We start from the raw sequence: 21391 nt of genomic DNA on the forward strand, positions 1-21391 counted from the left end.
GCCGCGACGGAATCATGCGCCCCGAAATCCAGACGCAACTCGACAACGCCAAGCAGTCGATCGGACTGCTGAGGAGGCATCTTTGACTGGGATCAAGCCCAGCGCCGCCTAGCGGAACTCAACGCCCTCTCGGAGGGCCCCGATTTCTGGAACGATGCCGAAGCCGCGCAGAAGCTGATGCGCGAGCGGACCTCGCTCGAAACCCAGATCGAAGGCATCACGCGACTCGAGCGCGAGCTCGACGACGCGCTGACGCTGATCGAGCTCGGCGAGATGGAAGAGGACGAGGCCACCGTCACCGAGGGCGAGCAGGCGATCAAGGCCGTGCAGGACGAAGCTGCGCGCCTGCAGGTCGAGACGCTGCTCTCGGGCGAGGCCGACATGCTCGATACCTATATCGAGATCCATCCCGGCGCGGGCGGCACCGAGAGCCAGGACTGGGCCGAGATGCTGCTGCGCATGTACCGGCGCTGGGGCGAGCGGCGGAAGTTCAAGGTCGAGACGCTCGAATACCAGGACGGCGACACGGCCGGCATCAAGTCGGCGACGCTGCAGTTCAAGGGCCACAACGCCTATGGCTGGCTGAAGACCGAATCGGGCGTGCACCGCCTCGTGCGCATCTCGCCCTTCGATTCGAACGCCAGGCGGCAGACCTCCTTTGCCTCGGTTTGGGTCTATCCGGTCGTCGACGACCGCATCCAGATCGACGTCAAGGAATCCGACTGCCGGATCGACACCTATCGTGCCCAGGGTGCCGGCGGCCAGCACGTCAACACGACCGATTCGGCGGTGCGCATCACGCATATCCCGAGCGGCATCGCGGTGGCCTGCCAGCAGGAACGCTCGCAGCACAAGAACCGGGCCAAGGCCTGGGAGATGCTGCGCGCACGCCTCTACGAGGTCGAGCTGAAGAAGCGCGAGGAGAAGGCGAATGCCGAGGCGGCCTCCAAGACCGATATCGGCTGGGGCCACCAGATCCGCTCCTATGTGCTGCAGCCCTACCAGCTGGTGAAGGACCTGCGCACCGGCGTGAGCTCGACGGCGCCGTCCGACGTGCTCGACGGCGATCTCGACCCGTTCATGGAGGCGTCGCTGGCCCAGCGCGTCTACGGGACGGAGGTCGAGGTCGAGGATATCGACTGAGCGAGCCGCTCGTTCCAAACAAAAAAGCCGCGCATTCCGCGCGGCTTTTTTGTTGTGGCTGGAGGCTCAGAGAGAGCTGGCGAGGAGCTTGCCGCCGGCACGCAGGAAACGCGTCGGGTCGACGGGCTCGTCGTTGATGCGGGTCTCGTAATGCAGGTGAGGGCCGGTCGAGCGGCCGGTCGAGCCGACCCGTCCGACGACGGTGCCGGTCTTGACGATCTGGCCGACCGAGACGGAGATCGCCGACATGTGGGCGTAGCGCGTTGTCAGCCCGTTGGCGTGCTCGACCTCGACCATGTTGCCGTAACCGCCATTGTACTCCGCGACCACGACCTTGCCCGGGGCGGTGGCCATGATCGATGAACCGGTCTCGGCCCGGAAATCGACGCCCGTATGCATCGCCAGCCCGCGGGTGAAGGGGTCGGTGCGGTAACCGAAATTCGAGGTGAAGTCGTGGTCGCCCGCCATCGGCCGGGCCACGGGCAGCTGGCCGATCACGGCCTGCAGGCGCATCACCGAGGCGGCGCGCGGCTGCAGCGCTGCAAGGGTGGCGGCAAAGGGGCCGTCGGAGGCGTCGAGCTTGACCGGCACCAGCGGCCCGCCCATCCCGCCGGCGATGTTCGCCGCGGCGAGGCGCTCGGCGTCGAGGCCGGTTTCGGCGAGCGCGCTCCGCAGCCGCTTCTGGGTCACGACCAGGGATTCGTCCATGTCCTTCAGCGCGGCGATCTGGGCGTCTTCCGTGCCGGCCATGGCCTGGTCGAGTCTGCTCAACGCCGCCTCGACGCGCTTGGCCGGCGGCTCGGCCGGAGCCTGGCCGGACTGCCAGCCTTCGGCGGAACCGGCCTCGGCGCCCCGCAGCGGCGGCGCCTCGGGCGCCGGCGTCGGCTTGCCGGGCATGATCGGCGCGAAGCTGGTCACGCCCGAAGCGCGGACCGGTTCGCCGGCCTTGATCACCCGGGTGCGCAGCGGCAGCTTCGCCGCCGGCAGGAGGCCGTTCGACTGGAGCGTGTCGGTCAGGGCGGCGACGAGGGACTGGCGCGATTCGAGCTCGGCCTGGCGGGTGGCGAGCTCATCGACGCGGGACTCGACGCCATCCTGGTCGAGCAGTGCGCGGCTGGCGTAGCGGTCGATATCGGCGCGCAGCGCGGCGATGCGGTCCTCATAGGCGTATTGCCGGGTCGTCTCCCGGCTGATCATCCGGGCGGCCAGGTCGTCGCGGCTGAGGATGTACCATCCGGCGGCGCCGCTGCAGGCGGTGCTGAGGGCCAGCCATGCCAGGCCGGCCAGCAGGGTCGAGCGGCGGATCGTGTAGGTCCTGTGGGTGACCAGGCCGACGGTCGAAAGGGCGGGGGCGGGGGGAGACTGATGCATACGCGGAACCGGAAAGAACGCTGCCGATGCCGTCATTAGGAAGTATTAGGGTTAATCTTTCGCAAATCCCGCCGCCGGATCAGAGGGCGCGCGCCGCGGCGAGCACCTCCTCGGCATGGCCCTCGACCTTGACCTTGCGCCAGATGCGGGCCAGCCGGCCCTCGGCGTCGATCAGGAAGGTCGAACGCTCGATACCCATATAGCTGCGGCCATACATCTTCTTCTCGACCCAGATGCCGTAGGCGTTGGCGAGGATCTGGGTCTCGTCGGCGAGCAGCGGGAAGTCCAGCCCGTGCTTGGTCTTGAAATTGGCGTGGCGCTTCACGGAATCCGGGGAGACGCCGATCAGCTCCGTGCCGCAATCGGCGAATTCGCGGCGCAGGCGGTTGAAGTCGATGGCCTCCTGCGTGCAGGCGGGCGTGTTGTCCTTCGGATAGGCGTAGAGAACCACCTTGCGGCCGCGCAGAGCCGCGAGGCTCACCTCTCCGCCTCCGTCGCGCGGCAGCGTGAAATCGGGCGCCGGATCACCTTCCTGCAGCAGCATCGGCCTTGCCTTCCTTTCGTCGCCTTCTGGTTGCATGGACCGCGCCATGTCGCAGCTTTGACCGGCCGGAAGGCCGGGGCATGATGCGGCCGGCCGGTTTCGGGATTGCCGAATCGATGTAGCTGGCCGCATCGACATGCATGCCGTCTCGCGGCGTCGGGGCAAGAGGCGATCGGCCGCAGCTTGCCGTGGCCCGGAGCAGGCCGAAAGGATCACGCCGATTTTGTCGGATCAGGAAGCCAGGACTGCGACGACGCGGCAGGACGATGCCGCGCGCGCCTGCGAGCTCGACGTGGTCGCGCGTCGCGCCCGGGCCGGGCTCGCGACCATCTGCGTCGCGGTCTGCGTGGCGGTCCTGGTCCTGGCGGGAGCGGCGGCGACGCTGCTGGTGACCGGCATCATCCCGCTCTCCGGGCTGGAAGGCCGCATCTCGACGGCGATCGAGGAGCGCCTCGGACCCGATTGGAAGGTCACGGCCGAATCGGCCGAGCTCGGCCGGATCGACGGCCATTCCCAGCTCAGGGTCAGGCAGGTCTCGTTTCGCCACGCCAGCGGCGCCGTCATCCGCGCGCCGGAAGCCGTCCTCGGCTACGAGCCGCTGGCGCTGCTGAAGGGCGACATCCGGCTCGTCTCGGTCGATCTGCGCGGCGTCAATGTCCGGCTCGGCGTGAGCAAGGACGGCGCCCTCGTCGTCAATGCCGATTCGGCTCCGGCGGAAACGCCGCCGCCGCCGACCCTGCCCGATACGGGGCAATGGAGCGCCTTCACCGGCATCATGGGCGCGATTTCGGTGCTGGCGCGGGGCGACGGATTGCTCGGCTCGCTCGACACCGCGGGCATGAACGGCGCGCGGCTCGCGTTGGTCGACCCGGAAGGGCGCCTGAAGGCCGGGCTGGAGGATGTCGAGATCCGGCTGAGCCGCACCGGCGAGCGCGGCACCCGCCTGACCATGAAGGGACGGACCGGGCAGCGCTGGAAGGAGATCGCCGTCGACCTCTCGACGGAAGCTGACGGGACCCAGCGGGCCGACATCGACATCCTGCGCTTCGAGCCGGCGGAAGCGGTCGCACTGGCCTTCGGGACCGGCGGCCTGGTCATCGAAGGCATGCCGTTGCAGGGCAAGGCGACGCTTCGCCAGGGGCCGGACGGCAGCAAGTCGATCACCGCACGCATCGACGTCCGGGGCGGCACGGTGAAGTTTCCGGAAAGCCCGGTCCCGCCGCTGACGCTCGACTCCGCCCAGTTCGAGCTGGCGAGCGGCGCCAATCTCTCCGAGATGAACATCCTCCGGGCCGAGATCAACGCCGGAGCGACGCAGATGCGCGCGACCGGGTCGTTGCGCGAGGAGAACGGCGCCTGGCGCCTGGCGCTCGACGCGGGCGGGCAGCTCGCGGGGCTGGATGCCGACCCGCCGATCAAGATCGACGAGCTCAAGGCGGCGCTGACGATCGATGCCGCCAAGGCGGCGGTGAGCGTCGACCAGGTGACGATTCGCGGGCCGGCCGCGTCCGTCGACATGACGGCCTTCGTCCAGCGTGTCGGGGCGTCGCCGCTGCAGCGCTTCGCGATCAAGGCGGCGGATTCGGATGTACGCGCGCTGCTGGCGATCTGGCCCGGCTTCACCTCGCCCGAGGTGCACGGCACGCTGCGGCGCCAGCTCGTCGCCGGGCGGATGAAATCGCTCACGGTCGATCTCGACCTGCCGGCCGAGGATCATGCGCGGCTGCTGAAGCACCAGGGCATGCCCGACGGGGCGCTCTCCGTCGTGATCGACGCCGACCACGTGCGCTATCTGCCCGATCCGGGCCTGCCGCCTCTGGCCGATGCGACCGTCACCGGCAAGGTGAGCGGCCGGACGGTGCAGCTGTCCATCGAGAAGGCGACGGCCGAGCTCGGCAATGAGCGCCAGCTCCAGCTGAGCGAGGGCAGCTTCGCGATGGCGGATTTCTGGGCGCATCGGGCGCCCGTCCGCATCGACTTTCGCCAGCGCGGGCCGATGGATGCGCTGGCGGCGCTGTTCGCCTTTCCGGCGCTGAAGGATTTCAACTCCGGGCAGATCAACCCGGCGGAGATCAAGGGCGCGAGCGACCTCAAGGTCAGCCTCGGCCTGCCGCTCGCCGATGATCTGCAGACGGACGAGATCAGCGTCACGGCCGCCGGGACGCTGTCGAATGTCAGCTCCGACACGCTCCTGGGCACGGAGAAGCTCGAAGGCGGCAGCTTCGCGGTGAATGTCGACCGCAACGGCCTGTCGCTCCGGGGCGAGGCCCGGGTCGGCGGCGACAAGGGGCAGATCGAGCTCAAGCAGAATGCCAAGGGGCAGGGCGAGGCGAGCCTGCAGCTCTCCCTGGATGCGGCCGCCCGCCAGCGGCGCGGATTCGGCGCCGATACGGGGATCACCGGCACGATCCCGGTCAAGGTCACCAAGCCGCTCGGCAAGGGCGCCGATGCGGCGCCGCGGGTCGAGATCGACCTCGCCAAGGTCGCGCTCGACGGCGTCGTTCCCGGCCTCGTCAAGCCGGCGGGGCGCCCCGGCAAGGTGACCTTCGCCTATGTCGCCGATCCCGACGGACCCGAGCTCGAAGACTTCTCGCTCGAGGCCGGCTCGGCCCTGATGAAGGGGCGGCTCGAGCTGAACCGCCAGAACGGGCTCGAGATCGCGAGCTTCTCGCAGTTCAGGTTGTCACCGGGCGACAATCTCAAGGTCGATGTCCGCAAGGATGGCGGCGTGCTGAAGCTGACCGTGCGTGGCGCGGTCGCGGATCTCAGGCCCTTCATCAAGGATCTGCAGGGTGCGGGGCCGGCCGGGAAGGGCGAGCGCACCGGTGGGAAGGGCGGCGATTACGACGTCGATCTCGACGTGCCGATCCTGACCGGTTTCAACAACGAGGCGGTCACCAGCGGGACGCTCAAGCTCGCCAAGCGCGGTGGCGAGCTGCGCACCGCGAACTTCAAGGGGCGGATCGGCAAGGCCGACGTCACGGCCCGGCAGGGGCAGGGCGGGCAGCTCGTCGTGCAGTCCGAGAACGGCGGCTCGCTGCTGCGCTTCCTCGATCTCTACAACCGGGCGCATGGCGGCGACCTGGTGCTGACCATGGGGGGCGGCGAGCGGCAGAGCGGCGACCTGCTCTTCCGGAACTTCATGGTTCGCGACGAGCCGGCGCTGCGCCGGGTGGTCGGCGCGCAATCGGCCAGCGCCTTCTCGGCCGACCGGGGCGGCGACCAGCGCATCGACACCAGCGAAGTCGCCTTCACCAAGCTCAAGGCCGAGTTCACGCGCTCGGCCAACCGGCTCGACGTTTCCGAGATGGTGATCTGGGGCCAGCAGATCGGCTTCAGCTTGCAGGGCCATGTCGATTATGGCCGCGACCGGGTCGATATCGGCGGCACCTTCGTGCCGGGCTACGCCTTCAACAACGCCTTCGCTCAGGTGCCGGTGGTGGGCACGCTGCTCGGCGGCGGCAGCCAGTATGGCGGCCTGTTCGCGGTGAATTTCAGGATCTCCGGTCCGGCGAGCGCGCCGACCATGACGATCAACCCGCTCTCGGCCATCGCGCCCGGCATCCTGCGCCGCTTCGTCGACCCGATGGGCGGCGCGCCGGCGCAGCGCCCGGTCCAGCCGGGCCAGGCGCCGCCGCGCTGAGCGATCGGCCGCGGCTTATTCCGGCCGCAGCAGGATATGCTTCTTCTTGCCGAAGGAGAGCTTGATCGCGCCGTCCGAGGACAGGTCGGCGAGGCCGAGCGTCGCGCGCTCGTCGGTCACCACCGCATCGTTGACGCGCAGGCCGCCGGCCTTGACCTGGCGCCGCGCCTCGCCGGTCGAGGGCACCAGCCCCGCCTTGACGAAGGCGGTGAGCACGCCGAGGCCGGGCTCGATCTCGCCGCGGGCGATGGCGACGCTCGGCAGGTCGGCGGCAAGTGCGCCTTCCTCGAAGGTCTTGCGGGCCGTCTCGGCCGCAGCCTCGGCCGCGGCGCGGCCGTGGAGCAGGGCGGTGACCTCGGTGGCGAGCACCTTCTTGGCCTCGTTGATCTCGGCGCCGCCGAGGGCGGCGAGCTTCGCGATCTCGGTGAGCGGCAGCTTGGTGAAGAGCTTCAGGAAGCGCTCGACATCGGCGTCCTCGGTGTTGCGCCAGTACTGCCAGAACTCGAAGACCGGCAGCAGCGCCTCGTCGAGCCAGACGGCGCCCGAGGCGGTCTTGCCCATCTTGGCGCCGGAGGCGGTGGTCAGCAGCGGCGAGGTCAGCGCGAAGAGCTGGACGCCCTCCATGCGGTGGCCGAGATCGATGCCGTTGATGATGTTGCCCCACTGGTCGGAGCCGCCCATCTGCAGCGTGCAGCCGGTGCGCTTGTAGAGCTCGACGAAGTCGTAGGCCTGGAGGATCATGTAATTGAACTCGAGGAACGACAGCGACTGCTCGCGGTCGAGCCTGAGCTTCACGCTGTCGAAGGACAGCATGCGGTTGACCGAGAAGTGCCGGCCGACGTCGCGCAGGAATTCCAGGTAGTTGAGGCCGAGCAGCCAGTCGGCATTGTTCATCATCCGGGCCGCGCCCGAGAAGTCGAGATAGCGCGAGAAGACGCCGCGGATGCCCTTGAGATTCTGCTCGATCGTCTCCGGCGTCAGCAGCTTGCGCGCCTCGTCCTTGAAGGAGGGGTCGCCGACCATGGTGGTGCCGCCGCCCATCAGCGCGATCGGCTTGTGACCGGTCTCCTGCATCCAGTGCAGCATCATGATCTGCATCAGATGGCCGACATGCAGCGAGGTCGCCGTCGCGTCGTAGCCGATATAGGCCGTGACGGGGCCCTTCACCGCGGCGGCGTCCAGGCCCTCGGGGTCGGAGATCTGATGGATGAAACCGCGCTCGTCGAGCGTGCGCAGGAAGTCTGATTTGAAGGCGGCCATGGCGGATCGATCTGGAAAGAATGCGTCCGCCGTCGTCTAGAGCATGTTCCGCCAAAGTGGAAACCGCTTTTGCGACAAAAGCGGCGCCGGGCTCATCCGGGAATGGGATTGAGCCAGATCCCGGCCGGGTCGTGCCGGCGTGGGGGATCGACGGCGTCGCGCGAGAGGCCGAGATCGCAGAGCGCGCGACCGTCCAGCATCGCGAGGCGGCGCTGCGCCCGGGCCGTCGCCGCATGGCGCTGCCAGAGCACCAGCCAGCCGTGCAGGATGGAAGCGCCGCCCCGGGGGGCGAGCGGTGCGGTTTGCGTAAGGCAGGTCATGATCCGATCCTCGGAGGGGCGGGCGATCGCGCCCGTCGATGTGGGATGGAATCTGAGCCAGATCGGGCAGGGCGACAAAGCGGAAGATTGTCATCTGCCATAAAGAGAGCTTATGCTTACGCATGCCCCCGCATCCGCCGCCGCCCAGGCTGCCGCCCCTTGCCGCGGTCCGTGTCTTCGAGGCGGCCGCGCGCCACCAGAACTTCACCCGCGCCGCCGAGGAGCTCGGCATGACGCAGGCGGCGGTGAGCTATCAGATCCGGCTCCTGGAGGACCGCGTCGGCGCGGCCTTGTTCATACGCCAGCCGCGCCAGGTCGTGCTGACGGCGATCGGCCAGCGGCTCGCCGGGCCGGTGGCAAAGGCGCTTGCCGATATCGGGACGGTGTTTCGCGACATCTGCGAGCAGAGCCAGACGGTCCTGACGATCTCCTCGCTGCAGACGATGGCGATCACCTGGCTGTCGCCGCGCCTTGCCCAGTTCCAGATCGAGAACCCGCAATTCGAGGTGCGGGTCGGCACTTCGGAGCATCTGGTCGATTTCGCCACGGAATCGGTCGACCTCGCCCTACGCTACGGGCTGGGCGAATGGCCGGGGCTGGTGGCGGACAAATTGTTCAGCTGCCATTTCGCGCCGCTGTGCTCGCCGGAGCTGCGCGAGCGGCTGCAACTGCGCCGCCCCGAAGACCTGCTCAACGCGCCGCTGCTCAGCCCGGCGGACGATTTCTGGAAGGTCTGGTTCGCCGATGTCGGCATCGATGCGCCGAAGCTCGGCGGGCGGTCGACGATGGCCCTGCAGATGCAGGCCATGAACATTCAGGCGGCCTTGCGCGGGCACGGCGTCGCGATGGCCGTGCCGGAGCTCTTCGCCTACGACATCGCGGCCGGGCGGCTGGTCTTCGCGGTCGAGCACGCAGTCCCCGACGAGCGCGCCTATTGGATCGTCTATCCGCAGGAACGCCAGCGCGAGCGCAAGATCAGGCTGTTCCGCGACTGGGCCCTGGCCGAGGCCAAGGCCGCCTGCATGAAGCTGCCGGTCATCGACGGAAGCCGGGGGAAGACGGTCCCGGCTTCCTGATCGCCTGACCTCAGACCTGTTCCTGCTCGGACTTCAGGATCTCCGGCCCGACTTTCTGGTCGAGATAGACGCCGACCTGCTCCATCAGCTGCTCGACGCGGCCGTCGAAGAAGTGGTTCGCGCCCTCGACCACGGCGTGCTCGATCTGGATGCCCTTCTGGGTCTTCACCTTCTCGATCACCGCCATGACCTCCTTGACCGGGGCGACGCGGTCCTCCGAGCCATGGACGAACAGGCCCGACGACGGGCAGGGCGCCAGGAAGGAGAAGTCGTAGCGGTTCGCCATCGCCGCGATCGAGAGGAAGCCTTCGATCTCCGGGCGGCGCATCAGCAGCTGCATGCCGATCCAGGCGCCGAAGGAGACGCCCGCGATCCAGCAGCTCTTGGCTTCCGGGTTCAGCGCCTGCATCCAGTCGAGCGCCGCGGCGGCGTCCGAGAGCTCGCCCGCGCCATGGTCGAAATGCCCCTGGCTGCGGCCGACGCCGCGGAAGTTGAAGCGCAGCGCCGAGAAGCCGCGGTTCACGAAGGTGTAAAACAGGTTGTAGACGATCTGGTTGTTCATCGTCCCGCCGAATTGCGGGTGCGGGTGCAGGATGATCGCGAGCGGCGCACCCCGCTTCTTGGCCGGCTGGTAGCGGCCCTCGATCCGGCCTGCGGGCCCGTTGAAGATAACCTCTGGCATCGTCTCACCGCTTGCTGCGGCGGCACCGGCGCGGGCGGGCAGAAAGCAGGCGCATGCCCGCTCGAAACCCGGCCACCCTTGACGGCGCCACCATGCGCGCCCTAGATGAAGAGCGCTTAGAATAGTTCTAACAGCCGTGAACAAGTCGAGAACAAAACGGTGGATCGCGGAAGCGAACCTCGTTTCGACCGTTCCGGCCGGTTCGGATGGGCGGCTATAGCACGGCGCACTGGTGCGAATTCAAGCATTTCGTGTGAGCAGGCCGAGCGATGGCCAAGATGGAGCAGGCAGGATCGTGACGGCGGGACGCGCCTATCTCGACCACAACGCCACAACCCCGGTTCGGCCGGAGGTCGTGGAGGCGGTCGCGCATGCGCTTTCGCTGCCCGGAAATCCGTCTTCCGTCCATGGCGAAGGGCGCGTCGCGCGCGGCGCGCTGGAGCGGGCGCGCGAGCAGGTCGCGGCGCTCGTCGGAGCCAAGGCTTCCAACGTGGTCTTCACCAGCGGCGGCACCGAGGCCAATGTCACGGTGCTCTCGCCCGGCCTGATGGATTGCGACGGCGGCCGCGACTGCGTGCGGACGCCCGCCTCGCTGCTGCTCCATAGCGCGACGGAACATGCCTGCGTGCGCGAGGGGCATCGCTTCCCGGCCGGCGCCGTCGAGGCGATCCCGGTCGACGGCGACGGCGTGGTCGATCTCGCCTGGCTCGACGACAGGCTGGCGCACTTCGTGGCGGACAATCCCGGCGCACGCGCGCTCGTCTCGATACATCTCGCCAACAACGAGACCGGCGTGATCCAGCCGATCGCCGAGGCGGCGGGAATCGTGCATCGCCATGGCGGGCTGCTGCATAGCGACGCCGTGCAGGCGGCCGGCAAGGTCGCCATCGACATCGCGGCGCTCGGCGCCGACGTGCTGACGCTGTCGGCGCACAAGATCGGCGGGCCGAAGGGCGTCGGCGCGATCGTCTTCCGGACGGGCGCCCTCGAACTCGCCGACAAGCCGATGCGCGGCGGCGGGCAGGAGCGCGGATGGCGTGCGGGAACCGAAAATCTTCCGGGAATCATCGGCTTCGGCGCGGCAGCTGAAGTCGCGATCAAGGATTTGACTACCGAAGCCGAGCGGGTGGGGCGCCTGCGCGACCGGCTGGAGGCGGGGCTCGCGGCGCTTTCGCCGGAGACGGCGATCTTCGGCCACCCGGCTGCGCGCCTGCCCAACACCAGCGCCTTCGCGACGCCGGGGTTCAAGGCCGAGACCGTGCTGATCAAGCTCGATCTGGCGGGGGCTGCGCTCTCCTCCGGCTCGGCCTGCTCGTCGGGCAAGGTCAAGCGCTCGCATGTGCTCGATGCGATGAAAATCGACCCCGCCATGAGCGCGGGGGCCTTGCGTGCCTCCCTCGGATGGACCACCTGCGAGGCAGATATCGACCTTTTCCTCGCGGCCTACGGCAAGCTCGTGGCCGCAGACACCGATCGGAGCGCAAGGGCTGCCGCCTGAGCGTTCCGCAACACGAAGACCAAACCGGCGGGCCCTTGAACCCGCGACTGGAGACTGAACATGGCAGCGGTCCAAGAGACCATCGATCAGGTCAAGTCGATCGACGTGACCGAGTACAAATACGGCTTCGTCACGGAGCTGGAGGTCGAGAAGCCGGCCAAGGGCCTCACCGAGGACACGGTCCGCTATATCTCGGCCCGCAAGAACGAGCCGGAATGGATGCTCGAATGGCGGCTCGACGCCTTCCGGCGCTGGAAGACGATGACCGAGCCGACCTGGTCGCGCGTGAACTATCCGCCGATCGACTACCAGGACCTCTACTACTACGCGGCGCCGAAGAAGGGCGCTTCGCCGAAGTCTCTCGACGAAGTCGATCCGGCGATCGTGGCGACCTATGAGAAGCTCGGCATCCCGCTGCGCGAGCAGGAGATCCTGGCCGGCGTCGCACCGGAGAACCGCGTCGCGGTCGATGCGGTGTTCGACTCCGTCTCGGTCGTCACCACCTTCAAGGAAGAGCTCGCCAAGGCCGGCGTGATCTTCTGCTCGATCTCGGAAGCGATCCAGGAGCATCCCGAGCTGGTGAAGAAGTACCTCGCGACGGTCGTGCCGGTGACGGACAACTATTTCGCGACGCTGAACAGCGCGGTCTTCACCGATGGCTCCTTCGTCTACGTCCCCAAGGGCGTGCGCTGCCCGATGGAGCTGTCGACCTATTTCCGCATCAACGAGCAGAACACCGGCCAGTTCGAGCGCACGCTGATCATCGCCGACGAGGGCGCCTATGTCAGCTATCTCGAAGGCTGCACGGCGCCCAAGCGCGACGAGAACCAGCTCCACGCCGCGGTGGTCGAGCTGATCGCGCTCGACGATGCCGAGATCAAGTACTCGACCGTGCAGAACTGGTTCCCCGGCGACGCCGAGGGCAAGGGCGGAATCTACAACTTCGTGACCAAGCGTGGCGACTGCCGCGGCAAGAACTCGAAGATCTCGTGGACGCAGGTCGAGACCGGTTCGGCGATCACCTGGAAGTATCCGTCCTGCATCCTGCGCGGCGACGGCTCGCGTGGCGAGTTCTACTCGATCGCGGTGTCGAACGGCATGCAGCAGGTCGATAGTGGCACCAAGATGCTGCATCTGGGCAAGAACACGACCTCGAAGATCATCGCCAAGGGCATCGCGGCCGGCAAGTCGGACTCGACCTATCGCGGCATGGTCTCAGCCCATCGCAAGGCGACCGGCGCGCGCAACTTCACCAATTGCGACTCGCTCCTGATCGGCGACCAGTGCGGCGCGCATACGATCCCCTATATCGAGGCGAAGACCGCGACGGCGATCTTCGAGCACGAGGCGACGACCTCGAAGATCGGCGAAGACCAGCTCTTCTATTGCCTGCAGCGCGGCCTCTCCGAGGAGGAGGCGGTGGCGCTGATCGTCAACGGCTTCGTCAAGGAGGTGCTGCAGCAGCTCCCGATGGAGTTCGCCGTCGAGGCGCAGAAGCTGATCACGATCTCGCTGGAAGGCTCGGTCGGCTGAGGCCCGTCATGGTCGGGTTCGTCCCGACCATCCACGTCTTTCTTTCGAACGCTCAAGTCGTGGATGCTCGGCACAGGGCCGAGCATGACGCGGCAGAACACTGGACACGAACAATGCTCGAAATTCGCAATCTGGTCGTCAAGATCGCCGACGAGGACAAGCAGATCCTCAATGGCCTGAACCTCACCGTGAACGACGGCGAGGTCGCCGCCATCATGGGGCCGAACGGCTCCGGCAAGTCGACGCTGAGCTATGTCATCGCCGGCAAGGAGGACTACGAGGTCCTCGACGGCGAGATCCTGCTCAATGGCGAGAACGTGCTCGAGATGGAGGCCGACCAGCGCGCCGCCGCCGGCATCTTCCTCGCCTTCCAGTATCCGCTGGAGATCCCCGGCGTCGCCACCATGACCTTCCTGAAGGCCGCCATGAACGCGCAGCGCAAGGCGCGCGGCGAGGACGAGCTGCTGACGCCGGACTTCATCAAGGCCGTGAACAGCGCCGCCGACAAGCTCGGCATCGCCAAGGACATGCTGCGCCGGCCGCTCAATGTCGGCTTCTCGGGCGGTGAGAAGAAGCGCATGGAAATCCTTCAGATGGCTCTGCTTTCGCCGTCCATGTGCATCCTCGACGAGACCGATTCCGGCCTCGACATCGACGCGCTGCGCATCGTCGCCGAGGGCGTCAATGCCCTGCGCGCCAAGAACCGCAGCTTCCTGGTCATCACCCACTACCAGCGCCTGCTCGACCACATCGTGCCGGACACGGTCCACGTCATGTCGAACGGCCGGATCGTGAAGACCGGCGGCAAGGAGCTGGCGCTCGAGCTCGAGAAGAGCGGCTACGCTTCCTATGGGGAGGCCGCGTAATGGCCATCGTCACCCCGCTGAAGACGGCGGCCGAACAGCAGCTCGTCCAGCAATATGCGGACAGCAAGGCCGAGCTGCCCGGCGGCCCGGCCGTGCGCAAGCTGCGCGAGGACGCCTTCGCCGGCTTCGAGGCCAAGGGCCTGCCGCATCGCCGGCTCGAATCCTGGCGCTACACCGATCTGCGCACGCTGCTGCGCGAGGCGCGCCCGCTCGCTGACGGCGTCGCCGTCACGGCGGCCGTCAAAGCCCGGCTCGACGAGCTGAAGCTCGAGGGCCTGCGCCTCGTGCTGGTCGACGGCGTCTTCGCTCCGGAGCTTTCGACGCTCAACGCCATTCCCGAGGGAGTCTCGGTGCAATCGCTCGCCGAGGCGCTGGTCTCAGCCCGCGAGGACCTGACCCGGATCCTGGCCGGCCCCTCGGTCGGCAACGACGATATGGGGCTTGCACTCAACACCGCGCTGATGCGCGACGGCGTGTTCGTCGCGATCGCTGACGGCGTGGAGCTGGAGCAGCCGATCGTGATCGTTTCGCTGGCTTCCGGCGAGGAGGAGCGGGCGGTGTTCCATCGCTCGGTCGTGCTCGCGGGCCAGGGCGCCAAGGGCTCGATCATCGAGGTCAGCGAGGCGGCCGGCACGGCCGCGCAGCAGATCAACGGCGCCATCGTCTTCGAGACCGCCGACGAGAGCGAGATCCAGCATGTCCGGCTCGTCACCCGTCAGCAGGGGGCGACGGTCGAGGTGCAGAGCCTGCTCGCTACCGTCGGCGCGCATGCGAAGTTCGATTCCTTCGCGCTGGTCGCCAATGCCGGCACGGTGCGCCAGCAGCATTTCATCCGCTTTGCCGGCGAGCACAGCGAGATCGGCCTGCGCGGCGTCAACCTGATCAACAAGACGCAGCACTCCGACGTCACGCTGATCGTCGACCACGAGGTGCCGCACGGCATCAGCCGCGAGCTGTTCAAGACGATCGCCGGCGGCGAGTCGACCGGCGTCTTCCAGGGCAAGGTCATCGTGCGTCCGCATGCGCAGAAGACCGATGGCGGCATGAAGAGCAACGCGCTGCTGCTGAACGATGGCGCGACGATGTTCAACAAGCCGGAGCTCGAGATCTTCGCCGACGACGTGGTCTGCGGCCATGGCGCGACCGTCGCGCAGATCGACGGCGAGCAGCTCTTCTACCTGATGGCGCGCGGCCTGCCGCGGCCGCAGGCGGAGGCGCTGGTGCTGCAGGCCTTCGCCGGCGAGGCGGTCGAGTTCGTCGCCGACGAGAACGTGCGCGAGCTCGTCATGGCCGAGGTCGAATCCTGGCTCAAGGCCCGCGAGGCCGCTTCCGAGGTGAGCACCGTCTGATGCCCTACATCAATCTCCAGATCACCAAGGGAGCGACGCGCCAGCAGAAGGCGCAGATCGTCAAGGAGTTCACCGAGACCCTGGTGAAGGTGCTCGGCAAGAACCCGCAGAACACCCATATCGTGATCCAGGAGATCGAGCGCGCGGATTGGGGCCATGGCGGCGAACTGGTCGCCGACAAGGCTCCGGCCTCGCCCGGAAAGGCCTGAACCGATGAACGCGCTGGCGAAGCCCTACGATGTTTCGACAATCCGCAAGGATTTCGCGATCCTCGGGCGGGAGGTTTACGGCAAGAAGCTCGTCTATCTCGACAACGCCGCCTCGGCGCAGAAGCCCGAGGCGGTGATCGAGGCGATGACGCGGCTGATGCGGGAGGACTACGCCAATGTCCACCGCGGCCTGCACTATCTCGCCAACGCTTCGACCGAAGCCTATGAGGCGGCACGCGAAAGCGCGCGCCGCTTCCTGAACGCGGCGCATCTGGAGGAGATCGTGTTCACGCGCTCCTCGACCGGGGCGCTCAACACGGTCGCGTCCTCGCTCGGCCGCTACCTGAAACTCGGCGAGGGCGACGAGATCATCCTCTCGATCCTCGAGCACCACTCCAACATCGTGCCCTGGCACTATTGGCGCGAGCGCCACGGCGCCGTGATCAAATGGGCGCCGGTCGACGAGGACGGCAATTTCCTCCTCGATGAATTCGAGAAGCTGGTCACGCCGCGCACCAAGGTGGTGTCGCTGACCCAGATGTCGAACGCGATCGGCACGATCGTCCCGATCGCCGAGGTCGCCGCGATCTGCCGGGCGCATGGCATTCCGCTCGTCGTCGACGGCAGCCAGGGCGCGGTGCATCTGCCGGTCGACGTGCAGGCGCTGGGCTGCGACTTCTACGCCTTCACCGGGCACAAGACCTATGGGCCGACCGGCTCCGGCGTGCTCTGGGGCCGCAAGGAATGGCTCGACAAGCTGCCGCCCTATGAAGGCGGCGGCGAGATGATCGTCACCGTCACCGAGGACATGGTGACCTATAACGATCCGCCGCATCGTTTCGAATCCGGCACGCCGGCGATCGTCGAGGCGGTGGGGCTGGGCGCCGCGCTCGACTACATGATGGCGCTTGGCCGCGAGAACATCGCGGCGCACGAGGCCAAGCTCGGCGCCTATGCGATGGAGCGGCTCGGCGAGATGAACTCGATCCGCATCTTCGGCAAGGCGCGGGAGAAGGGCGCGATCATCGCCTTCGAGATGAAGGGCGCGCACGCCCATGACGTCGCGACCGTGATCGACCGCGCCGGTGTCGCAGTCCGTGCCGGCACCCATTGCGCCATGCCGCTTTTGGCACGATATGGGGTGACATCGACCTGCCGCGCCTCTTTCGGGCTCTATAACACCCTTGAAGAGGTCGACAGCTTGGTCGAGGCCCTGCGGAAGGCCGAGAGCCTGTTCGCCTGACCGGGATTTTTCAGAGATGACCGACAGCGTCGCCGAAGACATCAAGCCGAACGCGCCTTCCATGGGCGCCGGCACCGCCCTGCCGCCGGAGGAGATCGATCGGCTGACCGACGACATCGTCGCCGCGCTGAAGACGGTCTACGATCCGGAGATTCCCGCCGACATCTACGAGCTCGGCCTGATCTACCGCGTCGACATCGCCGACGACCGCCAGGTGACGATCGACATGACGCTGACCGCGCCGGGCTGCCCGGTCGCCGGCGAAATGCCGGGCTGGGTCGAGAACGCGGTGAGCACGGTGCAGGGCATCTCAGGCGTGACCGTCAACATGACCTTCGATCCGCCCTGGGACCAGTCCCGCATGTCCGATGAGGCGCGCGTCGCCCTCGACATGTGGTGAGCGCCTGACGCGCCCCGTCATTGCGAGCAAAGCGAAGCAATCCAGGAGAGCCGGGCGCAACGTTCCACCCGGTTCTCCTGGATTGCTTCGTCGCTTGCGCTCCTCATAATGACGGCGATATCGTCGGCGTGATGGGTCGCATTCCATCGCTTCATTGGCATTCCGCGCGTTCCGCTGGCAGGAATATGCGCGCCTGAGCCGCCTTCGGAGCCCGCCATGCCGCGCTTTCCCTACGAGACCGTCGACGTCTTCACCGACAAGCCCTTCGGTGGCAATCCGCTCGCCGTCTTCACCGATGCGCATGGCCTCTCCGATGCCCAGATGCAGGCGCTGGCGGCGGAGATGAACTACAGCGAGACGACCTTCGTCCTGCCGCCCGAAGACCCGGCCAATGATGCGCGCGTGCGCATCTTCCACCGCACGGCGGAAATGCCTTTCGCCGGCCATCCCAATGTCGGCACGGCCTGCGTGCTGGCGCGCCATGGGCGCGATCGGGGCGGCGTGCTGCGCTTCGAGCAGATGGCGGGCCTCGTCGAGATCGCGGTGGAACGCAATGCGGCGGGCGAGGTGACCGGCGCCGTAATCGCGGCACCGCAGGCGCTTTCGCTGGGGATCGAATTGCCGGCCGAGGGCGTTGCCGCCTGCGCGGGGCTTGGTGCCGGCGACATCGTCACGACGGCGCACAAGCCGGTCCAGGCCTCGCTCGGCGTCAAATTCGTGCTGGCGCAGGTCGGTCCCGAAGCGCTGGGACGGGCAGCGCCTGATCTCGCCGCCTTCCGCAAGCTGGAAGGCAGGAACCCGGAGCTGGAAGGTCGGCTGTCGCTGTTCCTCTATGCGCGCGACGGCCATGCGGTCCGCGCGCGGATGTTCGCGCCGCTCGCCGGCACCTGGGAGGACCCCGCCACCGGCAGCGCCAGCGCGACGCTCGGCGCGTTGCTGCTTTCCCTCGATGGTGGGGACGAAGCGGCCTATACGATCACGCAGGGCGTCGAGATGGGCCGGCCCAGCCTGCTGAACGTCACCTCGCGCCGCGCGGCGGACGGCTATCGCTCGCGCGTCGGCGGCGCCTGCGCGCCGATGTTCCGCGGCGAGGCGCTGCTCTAGCCGAGCCCGAGCTCGGCGCGCACCCGCTTCGTCAGCCCGGCGGCGACGAGGCGGTGGCTCTCGCGCAGATAGTCCTGCAGCGCGTCGTCCGGCATGCTCTCCCCGGAGAGCCACTGGATCCATTTCATGCCGCGCGAGGCGAGATAGGGCGCCGGCCGCAGGCCCGGCTGCTCCTTGAGGATGTCATAGGCCATCGGCGAGCATTTGAAGCTCACCGCCATCTCGCCGTCCTCCTGCGGCCGGGCGAGGGCGAAGACCTTCTCGCCGACCTTCCAGACATCGGCGCCGCCCCATTGCACGACATGATGCGTTGCCGGCAGCGAGGCGCAGAAGGCGTTGTAGGCCTCGGGCGACATGGTGCGGCTCAATAGCTCTCGGCGTCGATGCCGAAGCGCGCCGCGGCGGCCCTGATCTGCGACCAGGTCTCGTCGTCGAGCGGGATGCCGGCGGCGCCGCGCTCGGCACGGAGCTGACGCTCCTTGTCGCCGGGGGCCAGCACCGGATTCGCTGCGTCCTGCGGCTTCGCTGCACGTACGAAGGCGAGATAGCTCTCGATGCGGCTCTTGCGCAGCGCGGCGTCCGGCTCCAGCCGGGCGGGGTCGATGATCACGCCGAAGAGCGAGTTGATGATCCAGGTCTTCTGCGGCTTCTGGTCGATGCGGGCCGCGCCCATCAGGCCGGCCGAAAGCAGCTCGGCGATCAGCGACAGGCCGGCGCCCTTGTGGTCGCCGAAGGGCAGGAGCGCGCCCAGCGGATGGTCGGGGCTGGCAAAGACATGGGCCGGATCGGTGGTCGGCCGGCCCTCGCCGTCGATGATGTAGCCGGGCGGCACCGGCTCGCCCTTGTTGAGGGCGACGCGGGCCTTGCCATGGGCCATGCGGCTGGTGGCGAAGTCCAGGATGAGCGGCTCTCCGCCCGGCACCGGGATGCCGATCGCATGCGGGTTGGTGCCGAAGCGGGCCTCCTTGGCCGCGTAGGGCGCGACGATCGGCGGACGGCCGGCGACATTGACCCAGAAGATCGAGATCAGCCCGGCCTCGGCCGCGACCTCGGCATAGTGGCCGATGCGGCCGATATGGTGCGAGTCGAGCAGGTTGACGATGGCGACGCCGCTCGTCTTCGCCATCGCGGCGGCGCGGTCGACGGCGTTGCGCGCATTCGGCTGCCCGAGCGCGACCTCGCCGTCGATGATCAGGAAGGGGGCGGCGTCGAGCCGGGTCCGCGGCTGCGATTGCGGGCTGAGATTGCCGTCGGCCAGCGACTGGAAATAGAGCGGGATCATGCCGACGCCATGGCTGTCATGGCCGCTCAGATTGGCCAGCACGAGATGCTCGGCCGTCTCCTGCGCCTCCGCTTCCGTCCAGCCGGCCTTCACGACCATGTCGCGCATCAGGGAGCGCAGCGATTCCGGACGGTGCAGGCGATGGGGCATGGTTCTTCCAGCGACTTGGCAAATCTATGAGGTGTCGCGTCACAGTGCATGACGCAGCCCGTTGCGCAATGCATCTGGCGAAAGGCGCCGGACCGGCGATTGCATGGCGGTGCCCGGCCATCTCGACGCAAGGCTCCGCAATCCCTATGTTACGGAAGCAATCTGGCTTCACCGGGCCTTGAACCCGGTCGAGGAGAAACCACGATGTTTTCGATACCGGGCCTCAAGGTCGTCTCGCTGACCGACGCCGCGGCCGCCCGCATCCGTGCGATCATGGCGCAGGCCCCCGCAGGCGAAGCGCCGGCGCTGGGCCTCAGGGTCGGCGTCAAGAAGGGCGGCTGCGCCGGAATGGAGTATACCTTCGACATCGCCCGCGAGATCGGCAAGGGCGACGAGGTGGTGACCGACAAGGAGGCGACCGTCGTCGTCGACGCCAAGGCCGTGCTGTTCCTGCTCGGCACCGAGCTCGACTTCAAGACCGACCGCTTCTCCTCGACCTTCGTCTTCAACAATCCCAACCAGGTCTCGGCCTGCGGCTGCGGCGAGTCGGTCGAGATCAAGCCGCGCAGCGAGGGCGCGCTCGCAGCGTCCTGACGGCGGCCTCGCGGATTTTCCCGAGGATCAGGCGACGCGGCTCGTCGTTTCGAGCCCGTCCTCGGTGACGGTGCGGTTGCGGCCGTCGCGCTTCGCCTGCATCAGCGCCTGGTCGGCGCGATCGACGAGGGAGCCGGCGGTGTCGCCGCGCCGATAGCTCGCCACGCCGAGCGAGATGGTGATGCGACCGAGATTCTCGTTGGTGGAGCGCTTGATCAGCTCCCGGGTCAGCAGCGCCTGCCTGACGGTCTCGGCGCCGAACTTGCCGGCGATCAGATCGGCCTCGGGGAGGATGATGGCGAATTCCTCGCCGCCGAAGCGGCTGATGACGGCCTTCTCCTTGAACTTGTCCTTCATGGTGCGGGCGACGAGGCGCAGCACCTGATCGCCGGTCAGGTGACCATGGGCGTCGTTGAAGCGCTTGAAGAAGTCGATGTCGGCCATCACCAGGGCGAAAGGCTCGCGCCGCAACGTCGCTTGGTCGATCGACTTCTGCAGCATCTCCTCGAAATGGCGCCGGTTGGCGAGCCCGGTCAGCGGGTCGGTCAGGGCTTCGGCGCGGGTCGATTCGAGCGCCTCACGCAGGTTGCGGATCTCGTTGGCGCTGTTGCGCAGCTCCGCTTCGAGCTGGGCCTTGCGGACGACCTCCTCGCGAGTGGACATCACCAGCGCCTCGACCCATTCACGCAGCTTGAGCCGGTCCGTCGTCGGCGGAACGTCCTCCGACATGGCGGCGAGGCGGCCGTGATAGAGCTCGCTGGAGCCGAGCGCCTTGTCCACCAGCGCCATCATGGCGTCGATCTCGCCGAGGACCTGCAGGCTGGTGCGCTCGGCCTGGCGGGAGAACCGCTCGCTGCTGATGAAGCGCTCGTAGAGGCTGTCGATGTCGGCCGCGTCGACCTTGCCCTCGCTGCCGGCGATGATCGCGTTCATCGCCATGCTGACGGCCGGCATCTCGCCGCTCAGATGGGCGTACCAGACCTCGAAGGCGCGGGGATAGCTCGGGGAGCCGTGCTGCCGCATTGCCGCAACCACGCGCTCTGGCAAATCGTTGGTGGGCGCCGGGACCGAAGCTGCTTCGTCCATGCCTTCGCCATTCCGGTATGAAGCCGGATCGCGGCCTT

The 21391-nt window shown here is 67.7% G+C and carries 20 protein-coding genes; 12 read left to right on the forward strand and 8 right to left on the reverse strand.

All coding sequences use genetic code 11. The features are described 5' to 3' along the window. Window positions 1–14: 14 nt before the first annotated feature. A protein-coding gene (gene prfB / locus B5Y19_RS06185; protein ID WP_139384283.1) for a peptide chain release factor 2 occupies window positions 15–1143 on the forward strand; the annotation gives its coding sequence in 2 pieces (ribosomal slippage) (window positions 15–83 and window positions 85–1143; 1128 coding nt in all). 66 nt (window positions 1144–1209) lie between these two features. Here prfB and B5Y19_RS06190 read toward each other — a convergent pair. Further along, a complete protein-coding gene (locus B5Y19_RS06190) occupies window positions 1210–2514 on the reverse strand; it encodes a M23 family metallopeptidase (RefSeq protein WP_176168581.1) in 1305 nt (434 codons plus the stop codon). 79 nt (window positions 2515–2593) lie between these two features. Further along, window positions 2594–3058 carry a peroxiredoxin gene (locus B5Y19_RS06195; protein ID WP_055730287.1) on the reverse strand — a complete coding sequence of 155 codons (465 nt, stop codon included), beginning with the start codon at window positions 3056–3058 and terminating at the stop codon, window positions 2594–2596. Between the two features lie 223 nt (window positions 3059–3281). On the opposite strand from B5Y19_RS06195, the gene B5Y19_RS06200 reads away from it, so the two are divergent. Further along, on the forward strand, window positions 3282–6701 hold the full coding sequence (locus B5Y19_RS06200) for a YhdP family protein (protein WP_055730288.1): 3420 nt from the start codon (window positions 3282–3284) through the stop codon (window positions 6699–6701). 15 nt (window positions 6702–6716) lie between these two features. Here the strand turns inward: B5Y19_RS06200 and tyrS are convergent, their stop codons facing one another. Next, a complete protein-coding gene (gene tyrS, locus B5Y19_RS06205; RefSeq protein WP_055730289.1) occupies window positions 6717–7961 on the reverse strand; it encodes a tyrosine--tRNA ligase in 1245 nt (414 codons plus the stop codon). Window positions 7962–8053: 92 nt separating this feature from the next. Next, the gene (locus tag B5Y19_RS06210; protein ID WP_055730290.1) at window positions 8054–8281 is read right to left on the reverse strand and encodes a hypothetical protein; all 228 of its coding nucleotides are present in this window, start codon (window positions 8279–8281) and stop codon (window positions 8054–8056) included. A 122-nt stretch (window positions 8282–8403) separates the two neighbouring features. On the opposite strand from B5Y19_RS06210, the gene gcvA reads away from it, so the two are divergent. Further along, complete coding sequence (gene gcvA / locus B5Y19_RS06215; protein WP_079591250.1) at window positions 8404–9357, forward strand: transcriptional regulator GcvA; 954 nt, start codon at window positions 8404–8406, stop codon at window positions 9355–9357. A 10-nt stretch (window positions 9358–9367) separates the two neighbouring features. On the opposite strand, the gene B5Y19_RS06220 is transcribed toward gcvA, so the two are convergent. Beyond that, window positions 9368–10039: an alpha/beta hydrolase gene (locus B5Y19_RS06220; RefSeq protein ID WP_055730291.1), complete on the reverse strand. Its 672-nt coding sequence runs from the start codon at window positions 10037–10039 to the stop codon at window positions 9368–9370. A 292-nt stretch (window positions 10040–10331) separates the two neighbouring features. Between B5Y19_RS06220 and B5Y19_RS06225 the strand changes: the two genes are divergently transcribed. The 8 genes from B5Y19_RS06225 (at window position 10332) to B5Y19_RS06260 (ending at window position 18241) form a co-directional block, all read left to right on the forward strand. Continuing rightward, window positions 10332–11537, forward strand: coding sequence for a cysteine desulfurase family protein (locus tag B5Y19_RS06225; protein WP_055730309.1), 1206 nt, complete (start codon window positions 10332–10334; stop codon window positions 11535–11537). A gap of 60 nt (window positions 11538–11597) precedes the next feature. Beyond that, window positions 11598–13070: a Fe-S cluster assembly protein SufB gene (sufB, locus tag B5Y19_RS06230; RefSeq protein WP_055730292.1), complete on the forward strand. Its 1473-nt coding sequence runs from the start codon at window positions 11598–11600 to the stop codon at window positions 13068–13070. A gap of 113 nt (window positions 13071–13183) precedes the next feature. After that, entirely contained in the window at window positions 13184–13936 is a 753-nt protein-coding gene (gene sufC / locus B5Y19_RS06235; protein WP_055730293.1) for a Fe-S cluster assembly ATPase SufC, read from the forward strand. Then, entirely contained in the window at window positions 13936–15285 is a 1350-nt protein-coding gene (gene sufD, locus B5Y19_RS06240; protein WP_055730294.1) for a Fe-S cluster assembly protein SufD, read from the forward strand. Before sufC ends, sufD begins: the two co-directional genes overlap by 1 nt. After that, window positions 15285–15494 (forward strand): tautomerase family protein, encoded by a 210-nt coding sequence (locus tag B5Y19_RS06245; RefSeq protein ID WP_055730295.1) that lies wholly within the window; start codon window positions 15285–15287, stop codon window positions 15492–15494. The genes sufD and B5Y19_RS06245 overlap by 1 nt, the downstream gene beginning before the upstream one ends. A gap of 4 nt (window positions 15495–15498) precedes the next feature. Continuing rightward, window positions 15499–16737, forward strand: coding sequence for a cysteine desulfurase (locus B5Y19_RS06250; RefSeq protein WP_055730296.1), 1239 nt, complete (start codon window positions 15499–15501; stop codon window positions 16735–16737). Between the two features lie 61 nt (window positions 16738–16798). Beyond that, on the forward strand, window positions 16799–17137 hold the full coding sequence (locus B5Y19_RS06255) for an SUF system Fe-S cluster assembly protein (protein ID WP_411914145.1): 339 nt from the start codon (window positions 16799–16801) through the stop codon (window positions 17135–17137). Between the two features lie 216 nt (window positions 17138–17353). Then, a complete protein-coding gene (locus B5Y19_RS06260) occupies window positions 17354–18241 on the forward strand; it encodes a PhzF family protein (protein ID WP_079591252.1) in 888 nt (295 codons plus the stop codon). Here the strand turns inward: B5Y19_RS06260 and B5Y19_RS06265 are convergent. Further along, window positions 18238–18597 carry an MmcQ/YjbR family DNA-binding protein gene (locus B5Y19_RS06265; RefSeq protein ID WP_055730299.1) on the reverse strand — a complete coding sequence of 120 codons (360 nt, stop codon included), beginning with the start codon at window positions 18595–18597 and terminating at the stop codon, window positions 18238–18240. The genes B5Y19_RS06260 and B5Y19_RS06265 overlap by 4 nt on opposite strands. An 8-nt stretch (window positions 18598–18605) precedes the next feature. Further along, window positions 18606–19673, reverse strand: a complete 1068-nt coding sequence (locus B5Y19_RS06270) for a malate/lactate/ureidoglycolate dehydrogenase (RefSeq protein WP_055730300.1) — start codon at window positions 19671–19673, stop codon at window positions 18606–18608. A gap of 204 nt (window positions 19674–19877) precedes the next feature. Between B5Y19_RS06270 and B5Y19_RS06275 the strand changes: the two genes are divergently transcribed. Beyond that, window positions 19878–20267 (forward strand): HesB/IscA family protein, encoded by a 390-nt coding sequence (locus B5Y19_RS06275; RefSeq protein ID WP_055730301.1) that lies wholly within the window; start codon window positions 19878–19880, stop codon window positions 20265–20267. A gap of 27 nt (window positions 20268–20294) precedes the next feature. Here B5Y19_RS06275 and B5Y19_RS06280 read toward each other — a convergent pair whose 3' ends face one another. Further along, window positions 20295–21353, reverse strand: coding sequence for a GGDEF domain-containing protein (locus tag B5Y19_RS06280; RefSeq protein ID WP_055730302.1), 1059 nt, complete (start codon window positions 21351–21353; stop codon window positions 20295–20297). Window positions 21354–21391: the final 38 nt, after the last annotated feature.

The organism is Allobosea thiooxidans, assembly GCF_900168195.1.
In the GTDB taxonomy this organism is placed as follows: Bacteria; Pseudomonadota; Alphaproteobacteria; order Rhizobiales; family Beijerinckiaceae; genus Allobosea; species Allobosea thiooxidans.

What these genes read in the sequence shown, in the direction of transcription:
- B5Y19_RS06190 (WP_176168581.1), bottom strand. Translation starts at nt 2,514, where the DNA reads ATGCATCAGTCTCCCCCCGCCCCCGCCCTTTCGACCGTCGGCCTGGTC.
- B5Y19_RS06195 (WP_055730287.1), bottom strand. Translation starts at nt 3,058, where the DNA reads ATGCTGCTGCAGGAAGGTGATCCGGCGCCCGATTTCACGCTGCCGCGC.
- tyrS (WP_055730289.1), bottom strand. Translation starts at nt 7,961, where the DNA reads ATGGCCGCCTTCAAATCAGACTTCCTGCGCACGCTCGACGAGCGCGGT.
- B5Y19_RS06210 (WP_055730290.1), bottom strand. Translation starts at nt 8,281, where the DNA reads ATGACCTGCCTTACGCAAACCGCACCGCTCGCCCCCCGGGGCGGCGCT.
- gcvA (WP_079591250.1), top strand. Translation starts at nt 8,404, where the DNA reads ATGCCCCCGCATCCGCCGCCGCCCAGGCTGCCGCCCCTTGCCGCGGTC.
- B5Y19_RS06220 (WP_055730291.1), bottom strand. Translation starts at nt 10,039, where the DNA reads ATGCCAGAGGTTATCTTCAACGGGCCCGCAGGCCGGATCGAGGGCCGC.
- sufB (WP_055730292.1), top strand. Translation starts at nt 11,598, where the DNA reads ATGGCAGCGGTCCAAGAGACCATCGATCAGGTCAAGTCGATCGACGTG.
- sufC (WP_055730293.1), top strand. Translation starts at nt 13,184, where the DNA reads ATGCTCGAAATTCGCAATCTGGTCGTCAAGATCGCCGACGAGGACAAG.
- sufD (WP_055730294.1), top strand. Translation starts at nt 13,936, where the DNA reads ATGGCCATCGTCACCCCGCTGAAGACGGCGGCCGAACAGCAGCTCGTC.
- B5Y19_RS06245 (WP_055730295.1), top strand. Translation starts at nt 15,285, where the DNA reads ATGCCCTACATCAATCTCCAGATCACCAAGGGAGCGACGCGCCAGCAG.
- B5Y19_RS06250 (WP_055730296.1), top strand. Translation starts at nt 15,499, where the DNA reads ATGAACGCGCTGGCGAAGCCCTACGATGTTTCGACAATCCGCAAGGAT.
- B5Y19_RS06255 (WP_411914145.1), top strand. Translation starts at nt 16,799, where the DNA reads ATGGGCGCCGGCACCGCCCTGCCGCCGGAGGAGATCGATCGGCTGACC.
- B5Y19_RS06260 (WP_079591252.1), top strand. Translation starts at nt 17,354, where the DNA reads ATGCCGCGCTTTCCCTACGAGACCGTCGACGTCTTCACCGACAAGCCC.
- B5Y19_RS06265 (WP_055730299.1), bottom strand. Translation starts at nt 18,597, where the DNA reads ATGTCGCCCGAGGCCTACAACGCCTTCTGCGCCTCGCTGCCGGCAACG.
- B5Y19_RS06270 (WP_055730300.1), bottom strand. Translation starts at nt 19,673, where the DNA reads ATGCCCCATCGCCTGCACCGTCCGGAATCGCTGCGCTCCCTGATGCGC.
- B5Y19_RS06275 (WP_055730301.1), top strand. Translation starts at nt 19,878, where the DNA reads ATGTTTTCGATACCGGGCCTCAAGGTCGTCTCGCTGACCGACGCCGCG.
- B5Y19_RS06280 (WP_055730302.1), bottom strand. Translation starts at nt 21,353, where the DNA reads ATGGACGAAGCAGCTTCGGTCCCGGCGCCCACCAACGATTTGCCAGAG.